11 protein-coding genes are annotated in these 13,817 nt (G+C 70.8%); 9 read left to right on the forward strand and 2 right to left on the reverse strand.

Features of this window, described 5'->3' with window-relative positions; translation table 11 throughout:
• The first annotated feature begins 114 nt into the window (after positions 1 to 114).
• The 6 genes from ftsZ to ABT352_RS28970 all read left to right on the forward strand — a co-directional run bounded on the left by ftsZ (position 115) and on the right by ABT352_RS28970 (position 6,387).
• On the forward strand, positions 115 to 1,491 hold the full coding sequence (gene ftsZ / locus ABT352_RS28945; protein WP_350948104.1) for a cell division protein FtsZ: 1,377 nt from the start codon (positions 115 to 117) through the stop codon (positions 1,489 to 1,491).
• A gap of 90 nt (positions 1,492 to 1,581) precedes the next feature.
• A complete protein-coding gene (locus ABT352_RS28950) occupies positions 1,582 to 2,286 on the forward strand; it encodes a YggS family pyridoxal phosphate-dependent enzyme (protein WP_350948105.1) in 705 nt (234 codons plus the stop codon).
• Positions 2,287 to 2,407: 121 nt separating this feature from the next.
• Positions 2,408 to 2,911, forward strand: coding sequence for a cell division protein SepF (locus ABT352_RS28955; protein ID WP_350948106.1), 504 nt, complete (start codon positions 2,408 to 2,410; stop codon positions 2,909 to 2,911).
• 82 nt (positions 2,912 to 2,993) lie between these two features.
• Positions 2,994 to 3,281, forward strand: a complete 288-nt coding sequence (locus ABT352_RS28960; protein WP_350948107.1) for a YggT family protein — start codon at positions 2,994 to 2,996, stop codon at positions 3,279 to 3,281.
• A 49-nt stretch (positions 3,282 to 3,330) separates the two neighbouring features.
• Positions 3,331 to 4,191, forward strand: a complete 861-nt coding sequence (locus ABT352_RS28965) for a DivIVA domain-containing protein (protein WP_350948108.1) — start codon at positions 3,331 to 3,333, stop codon at positions 4,189 to 4,191.
• Between the two features lie 42 nt (positions 4,192 to 4,233).
• On the forward strand, positions 4,234 to 6,387 hold the full coding sequence (locus ABT352_RS28970; protein WP_350948109.1) for a hypothetical protein: 2,154 nt from the start codon (positions 4,234 to 4,236) through the stop codon (positions 6,385 to 6,387).
• Positions 6,388 to 6,571: 184 nt separating this feature from the next.
• Here ABT352_RS28970 and ileS read toward each other — a convergent pair whose 3' ends face one another.
• Entirely contained in the window at positions 6,572 to 9,736 is a 3,165-nt protein-coding gene (gene ileS, locus ABT352_RS28975; RefSeq protein WP_350948110.1) for an isoleucine--tRNA ligase, read from the reverse strand.
• A gap of 474 nt (positions 9,737 to 10,210) precedes the next feature.
• Between ileS and ABT352_RS28980 the strand changes: the two genes are divergently transcribed.
• Genes ABT352_RS28980 through ABT352_RS28990 form a run of 3 tightly spaced genes read left to right on the forward strand, consistent with a single transcriptional unit; the run spans position 10,211 to position 12,151 of the window.
• Positions 10,211 to 10,630 (forward strand): TraR/DksA family transcriptional regulator, encoded by a 420-nt coding sequence (locus ABT352_RS28980; protein ID WP_350948111.1) that lies wholly within the window; start codon positions 10,211 to 10,213, stop codon positions 10,628 to 10,630.
• A complete protein-coding gene (locus tag ABT352_RS28985; protein WP_350948112.1) occupies positions 10,594 to 11,229 on the forward strand; it encodes a signal peptidase II in 636 nt (211 codons plus the stop codon). The genes ABT352_RS28980 and ABT352_RS28985 overlap by 37 nt, the downstream gene beginning before the upstream one ends.
• Entirely contained in the window at positions 11,222 to 12,151 is a 930-nt protein-coding gene (locus ABT352_RS28990) for an RluA family pseudouridine synthase (RefSeq protein WP_350948113.1), read from the forward strand. Before ABT352_RS28985 ends, ABT352_RS28990 begins: the two co-directional genes overlap by 8 nt.
• A gap of 13 nt (positions 12,152 to 12,164) precedes the next feature.
• Here the strand turns inward: ABT352_RS28990 and ABT352_RS28995 are convergent, their stop codons facing one another.
• On the reverse strand, positions 12,165 to 13,775 hold the full coding sequence (locus tag ABT352_RS28995) for a serine/threonine-protein kinase (protein WP_350948114.1): 1,611 nt from the start codon (positions 13,773 to 13,775) through the stop codon (positions 12,165 to 12,167).
• Between the last annotated feature and the right edge of the window lie 42 nt (positions 13,776 to 13,817).

Genomic DNA, 13,817 nt, shown 5'->3' on the forward strand with positions numbered 1-13,817 from the left:
TCCTCAGGTTGACATAAAGCTAAATCTCAACTTGAGGGTGAGGGTTTTGGAAACGACGGCACGGGCCCCGTGCCGCATGAAATTGCAAGTCAACGAGCGGAAAGGCCCCTCGTCGTGGCAGCACCGCAGAACTACCTCGCGGTCATCAAGGTTGTAGGAATCGGCGGAGGCGGAGTCAACGCCGTCAACCGGATGATCGAGGAGGGACTCAAGGGCGTCGAGTTCATCGCCATCAATACCGACGCCCAGGCGCTGCTGATGAGTGACGCCGACGTCAAACTCGACGTCGGGCGCGAGCTCACCCGCGGCCTCGGCGCGGGGGCCAACCCCGAAGTCGGGCGCAAGGCGGCCGAGGACCACCGCGAGGAGATCGAGGAGGTCCTCAAGGGGGCCGACATGGTTTTCGTCACGGCGGGCGAGGGCGGTGGCACGGGCACCGGCGGCGCCCCGGTGGTGGCCAACATCGCCCGTACGCTGGGCGCGCTCACCATCGGTGTGGTGACCCGGCCGTTCAGCTTCGAGGGACGGCGCAGGGCGATGCAGGCCGACGCCGGCATCGAGACCCTCCGCGAGGAGGTCGACACCCTCATCGTGATCCCGAACGACCGGTTGCTGTCGATCTCCGACCGGCAGGTGAGCGTGCTCGACGCCTTCAAGGCGGCCGACCAGGTGCTGCTCTCCGGTGTCCAGGGCATCACCGACCTGATCACCACGCCCGGCCTGATCAACCTCGACTTCGCCGACGTGAAGTCGGTCATGTCCGGAGCCGGTTCGGCCCTGATGGGCATCGGCCACGCCCGCGGCGACGACCGCTCGGTCGCGGCGGCCGAGATGGCCGTCTCCAGCCCGCTGCTGGAGGCCAGCATCGACGGTGCGCACGGCGTGCTGCTCTCGATCGCCGGAGGCTCCGACCTCGGCCTTTTCGAGATCAACGAGGCGGCCCAGCTCGTCTCCACCGCCGCCGCGCCGGATGCCAACATCATCTTCGGTACGGTCATCGACGACGCCCTCGGCGACGAGGTGCGCGTCACGGTGATCGCGGCCGGTTTCGACGAGCCCGCTCCCGAGCCCAAGCAGGCCGCGCAGCCGGCCGCGCGCCCGCAGGCCGTCTCCCGCCCCGCCCCGCCCGCCGCGACGGCGCCGGTCCGCCCGCTGGCGCCCACGGTCAAGGCCGAGCCCCGCCCCGAGCCGAGGGTGGAGCACGCGCCGCCCCCTCCGGTGCGACCGGTCGCCACCCCGCAGCCGGCGCCGGCGGAGCCCACGCCCCAGCAGCAGATCTACCCGGTCCAGCAGGCGCAGCCCTCGGCGGAGCACGCCGAGCCGCACCGCGCGGAGGAGCCGCACTCCCCGCCGTTGTCGATCCCCCGCCCGGCTCCCGAACCCTCGCAGCCGACGCCGATCTCCGCCAGGGCCACCGACCCGGCCCGGCGCCGACCGGTGATCTTCGAGGAGCAGGAAGAGGAGCTGGACGTCCCCGACTTCCTGAAGTGAGATCTCTCACGGTGGGGGTGGCGACGACCTGCCCGGCCGTGCCGGGAAGAATGGGCTCCGCCGGTTTGCCGACGTCCGAGCGGCGGAGATGTGACGGAAACAACACGACGTGATGAGATCGCGGCCGGGCTGGCCCGGGTGGAGGCGGAGATCGCCCAAGCCTGCCGGGCCGCCGGCCGTCACCGCGAGGAGCTGACGCTCATCGCGGTGAGCAAGACCTATCCCGCCGCCGACGTGCGGATCCTGGCCGAGCTCGGGATCACCGACGTGGGGGAGAACCGCGACCAGGAGGCGTCCGCCAAGGCGCGCGAATGCGCCGACCTCGATCTCCGCTGGCACTTCGTCGGCCAGTTGCAGACCAACAAGGTCCGCTCGGTGGTCGGGTACGCGGACGTCGTCCACTCGGTCGACCGTCCGCGCCTGGTGGCCGCGCTCAGCCGGGAGGCGCTCGCGGCGGGACGCCCGGTCACCTGCCTGGTGCAGGTCGCGCTCGACGGCGACCCCGCGCGGGGCGGTGCGCGGCCCGAGGAGGTGGAGGCCCTGGCCGACGCCGTCGCCGGAGCCGAGGGGCTTGAGCTGGGCGGGGTGATGGCGGTCGCGCCACTGGGCGAGGAGCCGGGCAGGGCGTTCGCGAGGCTGAGGGAGATCGCGAGGTCCGTCCGGCGGGCTCACCCCGGCGCCGGTGTCGTCTCGGCGGGGATGAGTGGGGATATGTCCCAGGCTATCGCCAACGGCGCGACACACCTGCGTGTTGGTACGGCGTTGCTCGGTCGCAGGAAGCCCTTCGTCAGGTAATGTCCCTTCAAGTGGACCTTGGCGTCCACGTGTCCGGACAGCGGTCGAACGGTGGTGAGCTCAGGGCGGTCGGGCTGTCCCCCTGGGGCACATCTGAAGTAAGACGGAGGAAGAAGTAGCGATGGCCGGCGCGATGCGCAAGATGGCGGTCTACCTCGGTCTTGTTGAGGACGACCGCTACGAGAGATACGACAGCTACCCCGACGACGAGTACGAGGAGTTCGACGACGCGCGCCGCGAGGGCGACGAGCGGTCTGGCACGGTCCACGACCTCCAGGACGACACCGACTCCGGCGTCCCCGCCCCGAGGCCCGCGACGGCCCTTCTGGAGCGCCGTACGACCGATCTGGCGCGCATCACCACCCTGCATCCCCGCACGTACAACGAGGCGCGGACCATCGGCGAGCACTTCCGTGACGGCACCCCGGTCATCATGAATCTGACCGAGATGGTTGACAGTGACGCCAAGCGGCTCGTTGATTTCGCGGCAGGTCTCGTCTTTGGCCTACACGGCAGCATCGAACGTGTTACGAACAAGGTGTTCCTGTTGTCCCCAGCCAATGTCGAGGTGACCGCCGAGGACAAGGCTCGAATCGCGGAACGCGGATTCTTCAACCAGAGCTAGAGTTCCATCATGAACAGTGACCGGCCTAACAGGTCCCGACGGGCCAGAGGACGGCAGAGCGAAGTGGAGGCGGGCACGGACCGTGGGGATCGTTAGCGGGATCTTGGTCTTCGTCCTGTCCATCTACCTCGTCCTGCTGATCGGCAGAATGATCTTGGAGACGGTGCAGGCGTTCGCGCGCCAGTGGCGCCCCACCGGCATCGTTCTGGTGCTGGCGGAAGCCGTATACACGGTGACCGACCCACCTCTCAAGTTCCTCCGCCGTTTCATTCCACCACTCCGGTTGGGTACGGTGGCCTTTGACCTAAGCTTCACAGTGCTGTTCATTGTGGTCTTGGTCTTGATCCAACTCGTGTCCGCGCTTCGTTGATCGGGTACCGTCCCCCCGGACAGACTCCAAGCGCGCCAAGGAGACCGAAATGCCGCTGACACCCGCCGATGTGCGGAACAAGCAATTCAGTACGACCCGCCTTCGGCCGGGTTACGACGAGGAAGAGGTAGACGCCTTCCTCGATGAGGTCGAGTCCGAGTTGGACCGTCTCATTCAGGAGAACGAGGAGCTCCGCGCCAAGCTGGCGGAGTGCCTGCGGGGCAAGGTCCCCGGCGGTATGGGCATGGCCATGGCGCCGGCCCCCATCGCCGAGCCCAAGCCCGAGATGATGATGCAGCAGCAGCCGGAGCCCATGCGCGCTCCCGAGCCGGTGCAGCATCAGCAGCCTGTTCCCGTCGCGATGGGAATGCCTCCGGCCGAGGACAACATGGACACCGCGGCCCGCGTTCTCGCTCTCGCCCAGCAGACCGCCGACCAGGCCATCGCCGACGCCCGCCGTGAGGCGGACGAGACGGTGACCCGGGCGCGCCGCGAGGCCGACGACATCCTCGGCAAGGCACGTCGCCAGGCCGAGCAGGTCATCGGCGACGCGCGTGCCCGAGCCGAGACGCTGGAACGTGACGCGCAGGAGCGGCACCGCCAGGCCATGGGCTCTCTGGTGCAGACCCGCGACGAGCTTGAGCGCAAGGTCGAGGAGCTCCGCAGCTTCGAGCGCGAGTATCGCAGTCGCCTGAAGCTGTACCTGGAGAACCAGCTCGCAGAGCTGAACGTGGCTGCCGAGGGCAGCGGCGGGTTCCCGATCGTGAGCGGGCCTCCGGCGATGTCCCACGCGGTGGCTCAGGGCGGTCAGCCGACCCTCCAGAGCGCACCCAACCCGTTCGGCGGTGACCCCTCGCAGCACTCCGGTGCCTTCCAGGGCGTTGACGGTCCTCACAACGACCGCCGCTAAGGTGTCGGGTCATCCCCTTGACCCGCACCCGGGAGTCTCTCTGTGATCCTTATCAGCGCCGGTTTGGTACTCACGGCCATCGTCCTGCTCATCGCGGGGTTCGTGCTGGCCAAGCCATTTCTGGTCATGTGGTCGATCGCGGTCAGCGTGTTGTCGGCGGTCTTCCTGGTGATCGGGGCGTTGCTGCGCCGCCACGAGTTGTTCCCCGGCGGGGACGCCGGGGCATCTCAGCCCCTTCCCCAGAAGGGACCGATGCCGGCCGGGCCACTGCCCGCGCCGCACGGGGTGCCGAACCACCCTTCGGCGCCACAGCAGATGATGGTGCGGCACGGGATGCAGCAGGCGCCCGTGGCCCCGACCCAGCCGCGACGCGGCCCGGTGGCCGGACCCGCCACCGCCGCGGCGAGGCGGGGCGCCCTGGCCCCCGAGGCCATCGTGCTGGTCATCCCCGGCCGTAAGCGCTATCACGTCGCGGGGTGCCGCCAGCTGGCCGGCAGGGATCATGAGGAGCTCACCCACGAGGAGGCGCTGGAGGAGGGCTTCACGCCCTGCACCACGTGCCTGCCCGCAGACTCCGCCTCCGGGCCCCAGCCGCGGGAGACCTCGCCCGAGGCGCGGAAGCCCGACGAGCCTCTGACCGCCTCTCGGGAGTCCGGCCCCGTCGCCGGTGCTCGCGAGCCAGGTGCTCATGAGGCCACCGCCCGCTTCACCTCCCCGTACCGGCCCGTGCAGCCCACCGCTCCGTCCGGTGGGGTCTCGTCCGGCGGGCAGCAGACTCCCGGAGCGCGGCCCGAACCTCAGCGGCCCGAGTCCCAGCGCTCCGAGTCCCAGCGGCCCGGCGAACAGCAGGGGTCCGAGACTCAGCGGCCCGAGACAGCGGCATCGCAGGGCCGTTTCGAGGCTTCGCAGACCAGGGCTGAATCTCCGGCGTCTCCGGCGTTTCCGGTCGCGAGCCGCGACGCCGCGCCCGCCAGGCCGGAGAGCTCCGCAGGCGGTCGCGAGAGCACCGCGTCCCGCCAGGAGACCGGGCGTCCGGAAGCCGAGCCCTCCCAGCAGGACCCCGTCGTCCCGGTCGCCCGGCCCTACGTCCGGTCCTCCGAGCCCCAGCCTCGGTCCTCCGAGCCCAGGCCCCAGCCGCAGAAGCCCGCGAGCCCTCCGGCCCGCCCGGCGGAGCAGCCCACCCGACCGGCGATCCAGTTGCCGAAGATCCCCGAGATCCCGCACGCCGCGTCCGAGGCCACCAGCTGGTTCAGCCGTGACGTGGCCGCGCAGGCGGCAGGGGAGAGCCGGGAGGCCTCCGCCGGCTCCGTGGGCGCCTCGGCCAAGCCCGGTTCGCCGAAGCCGGAGCCTGACTCCGCGAAGGCCGGACCCGAGCCCGCCGCCTCAGGCGCCCCAGGCTCTTCCGGTACGCCGGCCACGGACGCCTCGGCGAGCCGGGCCGGGGCGTCCGACCCCGATGAGCCGGACGCCGGCGGGGTCGCGTCCGCGAAGTCCGGGTCAACCGGATCCGATCAGGCCGAGGTCGAGCCCACCAGGCCCGCTCGGACCAAGCCCGCGAAGGACGAGCAGACCAGGAGCCGACCGGCCGAGGCCACGTCCGCCGACTCCGCGAAGGGCGGGTCCGGTGGCGGGGAGGCCCGCGCCGAGGCCGTCCCCGGCGAGAACGCCTCCTCCGCGGAGGCGGAAACCACGACCGCCGGTCGGGAGACCTCTCCGGAGCCCTCGGGTTCCTCCGGGCGAGAAGACTCCGCCACGGTCGGCACCCCCGAGCCGGTGGAGCCGGCCGAGACCGCACCCGGGCGCGCCGGGCGGCAGGTAGCGGCCGACTCCACCTCAGCCGAACCCGACCCGGCACCCGAGAACGCCTCGGCCGATGTGAGGTCCGAAGCAGGCGCGGGGGCCTCCTCCCGCGACGGCCGCGACGACGGCGACGCCCCCGATGATCGAGACGACGACACCTCTCCCGGCGGTATCCCCGCCATCAAGGACCGGCCGCGCCCCGCGACCGAGGAGCGGGAGACGGACGGCGAGACGGTCACGGTCATCGCCGGCACCCGCCGCTTCCACGATTCCGACTGCCCTCTCGTCAAGGGGGCCAGCGTGGGCGGCAGCGGCGTCGAGACCACGACCCGAGCCGAGGCCGAGCGGGCCGGTCTGAGCAACTGCCCGATCTGCCGGATCGACCGCCGGACGTGAGCTGACCGGGCAGGCCGGATGCCCGGCCCTTACCGGCCCCTCCGCACATCCGTACCGCTGTGAACCATGACGGCCGGGGTTTCCTGGAGGACATCCAGGAAACCCCGGCCGCGTCCGGTCTCGCCGACCTTCCCGGGCCGGTCCGACCGGTTGAGCCGATCGGACCGGCCGGACCGGTCAGCGGTCAGACCGTCGTCGTCGCGCGGCGGAGCTGGAAGGTCAGGCCCAGCTCCGCGTCGCCGTGGACGGGGAGGTCGTCGGCGCCGCCCTCGGTGAGGGAGACGGCGAGGACCTCGTCGGCCACCGCCTGTCCCTGGGTTCGCAGGGCCTCGGCCAGGTCGGCGTCGCCGGTGGACCACCACACGTCGATCCGGTCGGCGATCGACAGGCCGGTGGACTTGCGGGTGTCCTGGAGCAGGCGGATGACGTCGCGGATCAGGCCCGCGCGGCGCAGCTCGTCGGTGATGGTCAGGTCGAGGGCGACCGTCTCACCGGCCCCGGCCTCCACCGCCCAGCCCGACCTCGGCTGCTCGGTGACGATCACGTCGTCGGCGCCGAGCTCCACGGTGCCCAGCTCTCCCGCCTCCACCGGGACCGGTGAGCCGGTACGGAGCGCGCGGGCGAGCTCGGCGGGATCGGCGGCGGTGACGGCCGAGGCGACCAGCTTGGTCCGCGAGCCGAACCGCTTGCCCAGCGCCCTGAAGTTGGGCTTGACCGTGAAGGACACCAGGTCCGCTCCGATCCCGGACAGGTCCTCCAGGTCCTTCACGTTGAGCTCGTCGGTGATCAGCTCGCGCAGTTCTGGGGGGAGCGTGGCCCAGCCGGGGGCGCCGACCAGGGCCCGGCCGAGCGGCTGGCGGGTCTTGACCCCGCTGGAGGCGCGGGCCGAGCGGCCCAGCTCCACCAGGCGACGGACCAGCGCCATCCGCTCGGACAGCTCCGGGTCCAGCAGTTCGCCGTTGACCTCGGGCCAGGAGGCGAGATGGACCGAGGAGGGGGCGTCGGCGTCGGCGTCGCGGAGCACGTCCCACACGTAGTCGGTGGTGAACGGCACCACCGGCGCCATCAGCCGGGTGACCGTCTCCAGGCACTCGTACAGCGTGGCGAACGCCGCGGGGTCACCGCTCCAGAAGCGGCGCCGGGAACGCCGTACGTACCAGTTGGACAGGTCGTCGAGGAACTCGGCGAGGCGCCGCCCGACGCGGGCGGTGTCGAAGACGTCCATCGACGCGGTGACCTCGTCCACGGTCCTGTGCAGCTCGGCGAGGGCCCAGCGGTCGATCAGCGGGCGCTCGTGGTACGCGGGCGCCGCCGACAGCTGGGATGGCGACCAGGACTCCGCGTTCGCGTACAGGGTGAAGAACGACGTGGTGTTCCAGTAGGTGAGCAGGACCTTGCGGACGATCTCCTCAAGGGCGCCGTGCCCCACCCTGCGGGCCGCCCACGGCGAGCCGGAGCAGGCCATGTACCAGCGCAGCGCGTCGGCGCCGTGCTGGTCCATCAGCGGCATCGGCTGCAGGACGTTGCCCAGGTGCTTGCTCATCTTGCGGCCGTCCTCGGCGAGGATCAGGCCGAGGCAGAGCACGTTCTCGTACGAGGACCTGCCGAAGACGAGCGTGCCCACCGCCATCAGCGAGTAGAACCAGCCGCGGGTCTGGTCGGTGGCCTCGCAGATGAACTGCGCGGGATACGCCTTGGCGAGCATCTCCTCGTTCTGGTACGGGGCGCCCCACTGGGCGAACGGCATCGAGCCCGAGTCGTACCAGGCGTCGATCACGTCGGGCACCCGGCGCGCCTCGTCGCCGCAGGTGGGGCAGGGCAGGGTGACGTCGTCCACGTAGGGGCGGTGCGGGTCGAGCGCGGAGACGTCCTGACCGGACAGGCGGCCCAGCTCGTCCAGCGAGCCGACGCAGGTGACGTGCGAGTCGTCGGTGGTGCAGACCCACAGGGGCAGCGGGGTGCCCCAGTAGCGTGAGCGCGACAGCGACCAGTCGACGTTGTTGCGCAGCCACTCGCCGAACCGGCCCCACTTGATCGTCTCGGGGTACCAGTTGGTCTTCTCGTTCTCGGCGAGGAGCTGGTCCTTGATCGAGGTGGTGCGGATGTACCAGGCGGGGAGGGCGTAGTAGAGCAGCGCGGTGTGGCAGCGCCAGCAGTGCGGGTAGCTGTGCTCGAAGTGGCTGCCCCGGTAGAGCAGGCCGCGCGTCCGCAGGTCGGCGGTGAGCCCTTCGTCGGCGTCCTTGAAGAACGTGCCGCCGACCTGGGGAACGTTGTCGAGGAAGCGGCCGTCGGGGCCGATCGGGTTGACCACGGGCAGCCCGTAGCGCTTGCAGGTCGTCATGTCGTCGGCGCCGAAGGCGGGCGCCTGGTGGACCAGGCCGGTGCCGTTGTCGGTGGTGACGTAGTAGCCGAGCACCACGTAGTGCGCACCGGGGATGTCGACCAGCTCGAAGGGGCGCGTGTAGGTGGTGTGCTCCAGGTCGGCCCCCTGGAAGGAGGCGAGGACCTCGGCGCCCTCGCCCAGCGCGGCGGCGAGCAGCGGCTCGGCCACGACGAGGACCTCGTCGGATCCGGCGGGACGGGCCGCGACGTAGGTCACGTCCGGGTGCACGGCCACGGCGGTGTTGGAGACCAGGGTCCACGGCGTGGTGGTCCAGATCAGCAGCGAGGCGCCGAGGTCGGCGAGCGGCCCCGAGGTCGCGGGCATGCGGACGTAGACCGACGGGCTGTTCACGGTCTCGTAGCCGCCCGGCTGGCCCAGCTCGTGGTCGGACAGGCCGGTGCCGCAGCGGGGGCAGTACGGGGTGATGCGGAAGTCGCGGGTGAGGAGGTCCTTGTCGAAGATGACCTTGAGCGACCACCAGACGGACTCCACGTAGGCGGGGTCCATCGTGCGGTACGCCTGGGACAGGTCGATCCAGTAGCCCATCCGCTCGGTCATTTCCTCGAAGGCGTCCACGTGCTTCAGCACGGACTCGCGGCACCTGTCGTTGAACTCGGCGATGCCGTACGCCTCGATCTCCTTCTTGCCGGAGAGGCCGAGGGACTTCTCGACGGCGACCTCGACGGGCAGTCCGTGGCAGTCCCAGCCCGCCTTGCGGGGGACGTTGTAGCCACGCATCGACTTGTAGCGGGGGAAGACGTCCTTGAAGACACGCGCCTCGACGTGGTGGACGCCGGGCATGCCGTTGGCGGTGGGCGGACCCTCGTAGAAGACCCAGTTGGGACCGCCGGCGTTCTGCTCGACCGAGCGCTCGAAGATCTTGCCGTCCCGCCAGCGGTCGAGCACCTCGTGCTCAAGCGCGGGAAGATCGACCTGCGCGGGAAGAGAACGGAAATAGGCGGACATGATGGGCTGGACCTCCACGCTGGAACCGGCTGTGGCGTGGAGGGACGAGGCCGTCGGGCCCCGCGGTACCACCCTCCTTGACCTCGCGTGCGAGGCCCTCTTCCTTCGGTCTGCTGCCGGGTCTACTGGGCCGCCGCGGATCTTCTCCGGGACGTCGCGGCCGTTCTTCCGGCGGCTCCGGGGTGATCGTGCCTTCGCGCCTCGCCCCGGGCTCGCACCGTCCCCGGGTCGCTCGTGCGAGGGGATGCGGAGGTTGCTGTCCCCATCAACGCCTTGCAGGCTCACACGATAACGCACCCGCCCCCCTGGAAGCTTCCCGTTATCGAGGCAGGCTGAGCGGAATCAGGGGGAAGCGACCGGATGTTACGGGAGTGGTAAACAATGCGGCGGGTCGTTTGCCGTTCTGTTATAGAAGACCTAAGCTGCCCGCACCGCTTACCACATTGGAAACGGTCATCGAGCAAGGAGGCCGCCATGGCCGCGACCGTGCGCGCACACAACAGCGCGGTGGCGCCGTCCCAGGACGGCGCCGTCGTCACCTGGTCGGCCGAGGAACTCAAGGTGGTCCGTGAGCAACTGGCCACGGAGATCCGAGAGCTCACCGAGGAGATCGCCAAGGCCGAGACGGAGATCGCGTCGAGCGACGTCACCGACGGCGCGGGCGACGATCAGGCCGACGCCGGAGCCCGGACGTATGAACGCGAGCGCGAAATCGCCCTTACCCTGAACTCGCGCGACCTGGTCGCGCAGAACGAGCGAGCGATCGCCCGGATCGACGCGGGGACCTACGGAGTGTGCGAATCGTGCCATCAGCCGATCGGAAAGGAGCGCCTTCAGGCGTTTCCGAGGGCGACGCTGTGCGTGGCCTGCAAGCAGCGGGAGGAGCGCCGCTGACCGGTGACAGCGAGGACGGGGCGGTTTCCGCCGCCCCGCTCCCGAGGCGGCGGATCGCCGTACTCGCGACGATCGTCCCCGTCATCTACGCCCTCGACCTGGCCACGAAGACCCTCGTGCTTCGGACCCTGGAGGGCAGGGAACCGCTCGTGGTCGTCCCGGATCTCCTCCAGTTCCGGGTGATCTTCAACTCGGGGGCCGCCTTCAGTCTCGGCACCGGGATGACGATCATCTTCACCTGTGTCGCGACCGCCGTCGTGGTGGCGATCCTGCGCACCGCGCGCAACCTGCGCAGCCTGCCCTGGGCGATCACGCTGAGCCTGCTGCTCGGCGGGGCACTCGGCAACCTCACCGACCGGATCTTCCGCTGGCCCTCGGGCTTCGGGCCCGGCAGGCCCTCGCCCTTCCAGGGGCACGTGGTCGACTTCATCGAGACCTTCCCCGGCCACTTCCCGGTCTGGAACGTCGCCGACTCGGCGATCGTCTGCGGGGGCATCCTGGCGGTCGTTCTCGCCTGGCGGGGCTACCAGCTCGACGGCACGCGCGACATGGGAGCCGAGAAGACCACGAAGGAAACGAAGGAGAACAGCGATGGCTGACCGGCGAAGCCTGCCCGTCCCCGACGGGCTGGAGGGCGAGCGCCTCGACGCCGCCCTGTCACGCCTGTTCGGCCTCTCCCGCACCCGCGCGGCCGAGCTGATCGTCGCCGGTGACGTGCTGGTGGACGGCGCGACCGCGATCAAGTCCGACCGGGTCCACGGCGGCGCGTGGCTGGAGGTCACCCTTCCGCCGCCGCCCACCACGCCGATGCCGGTGGCCGAGCCCGTGCCCGGAATGCACATCGTGTACGAGGACGACGACATCGTCGTCGTCAACAAGCCCATCGGCGTGGCCGCCCACCCGACCACCGGATGGACCGGTCCCACCGTGATCGGCGGTCTGCTGGGCACCGGCCACCGGGTGGCCACCAGCGGCGCGGCCGAACGCCAGGGCATCGTGCACCGGCTGGACGCCAACACCACCGGCGCGATGGTCGTCGCCAAGAGCGAGCACGCCTACTCCCACCTGAAGAGGGCTTTCAAGGAGCGTACGGTCGACAAGCGCTACCACGCGCTGGTCCAGGGCCACCCCGACCCGCACCGAGGCACGGTGGACGCGCCGATCGACCGCCATCCCGTCGGGGACGGCCGCTGGGCGGTGGTGGCCGGGGGCAAGGACTCGGTCACCCACTACGACACGATCGAGGCGTTCCGCGCGGCGTCGCTGCTGGACATCAAGCTGGAGACGGGCCGGACCCACCAGATCAGGGTCCACATGTCGGCGCTGCGCCACCCGTGCGTCGGCGACATGCTGTACGGGGCCGACCCCACCCTGGCCGCGCGCCTGGGGGTGAGCAGGCAGTGGCTGCACGCGGTCTCCCTCGCCTTCGAGCACCCTTCCACCGGCGAGTGGGTCTCCTTCAGCACCGCCTACCCCGAAGATCTGGCCCAGGCTCTCAGGATCGTCGCCGCCGAGTCCTAGCGCCGCACACCGATCAGCCGTTCCTGATCTCGCCTCCGGTGTCCGTGTCCTGGCCCGGCTCGTTGATCACTCCGGCGTTCGCGACCTTGCTCTCGGAGGCCGTCCCGGCGTTGGGGTCGACCTGGTCGGGTGAGTCGCCCTGCTGCCCCTCGCCCGGCGCGGTGTCCTGCCCCGAGCCCTCGCCGGTCCCCTCACCCTGGTCCTGCTCCTCGTTCTGCCCCTGGCCGGCGGGGTCCTCCTCAGGCTTGTCGGGTTTGTCGGGCTTGTTTTGAGGGTCCTGTGACGGCTTGGGCGACGGCTTCTCCGACGGTTCGCCCGACGGCCTGTCCCGTGGCGCGGGGTCGTCGTTCCTCGCCCTTTCCGGGGCGGGGCGACCCGAGGTCCCGCCACCGTTGTCTCGCGCGGGTACCTTCGCCTGCTCGGGCTTGTTCGAGGGCTTCTTCTCGTCGGGCCCCACGCTCGCCGACGTCGGCTGATCCCGGGGGATCGGGGGCGAGGAGTTGACGGCGACCCACGCCGCACCTCCCGCGGTCGCGGCGATGGCGAGCGTCGCCGCGACCAGGGCGGCCATCGCCGGGCGTCGCCTCCTCCGGGGGACGAAGCCCGGCCCCTGCTCCGGGCCGGATCCGGCGGGCACGGGAGGCGGCGGCGGTGTGGCCTCGGCCGGAGCGGTGGGTGCGCCGTCCGGACCCGGGACCGCGGCCACCAGGGGAACCGCCAAGGAAGATCCGGTCGACGGTCCGGTGGCGGCTCCGGCGGGCGGTGCGGTGGGCAGTTCGATGGGCATGGTCGGTTCCGGTGCGGTGCCGTTCACCAGGGAGGTGAGGTGGACCTGCACATCGCGGGCCGACATGCGTCGCGCGGGATCCTTGTGGAGCAGGCCGAAGATCACCGGGGCGAGCGGCCCGGCGAACCGCATCGGCGACGGCTCCTGGTGCATGACGGCGCTGAGCGTCGCGAGCGGGTGGGCACGCTCGAAGGGGGAGCGTCCCTCGACCGCCACGTAAAGCGTCACGCCGAGCGACCACAGGTCGGAGGCGAACTCGGCCGGCCCGCCGCTCGCCCGCTCCGGCGCGATGAACGCCGGGGTGCCGATGAGCGAGCCGGTCCTGGTGATCGAGGAGTCGCCCTCCAGGACGGCGATGCCGAAGTCGGTGAGCACCGCCCGTCCGTCCCTGGCGATCAGCACGTTGTCCGGCTTCACGTCGCGGTGCAGGACACCGGCGTGGTGGGCGGCGAGCAGCGCGCCCAGCACCTCCAGCCCGATCCGCGCCACCCGCATCGGCGGCAGCGGCCCGTCCTCCCTGACCACCGCTCCGAGCGTGCGGGAGTCGATGAGCTGCATGATGATCCAGGGGCGCCCGTTCTCCTCGATCACGTCGTAGACCGTCGCCACCCCCGGGTGGCCGCCGATCCGCCCGGCGGTACGGGCCTCCCTGAGGGTCCGGACGGTGAAGACCTCCCGCTCGGGACCGGTGAGGTCGGGGGAGGGGACGACCTCCTTGACCGCCACCTCCCGGCCCAGGACCTCGTCCCGCGCTCGCCAGACCGTTCCCATGCCTCCTCGGCCGATGCGTTCGAGCAGGCGGTAGCGGGCTCCGATGATCCCCTGAGAATCGGTCATGGGGTGGCGAGTACCCAGGATTTACGTCGGCATTCAGGAAAG

This window comes from Streptosporangium sp. NPDC000563 (assembly GCF_040299985.1).
GTDB lineage: Bacteria > Actinomycetota > Actinomycetes > Streptosporangiales > Streptosporangiaceae > Streptosporangium.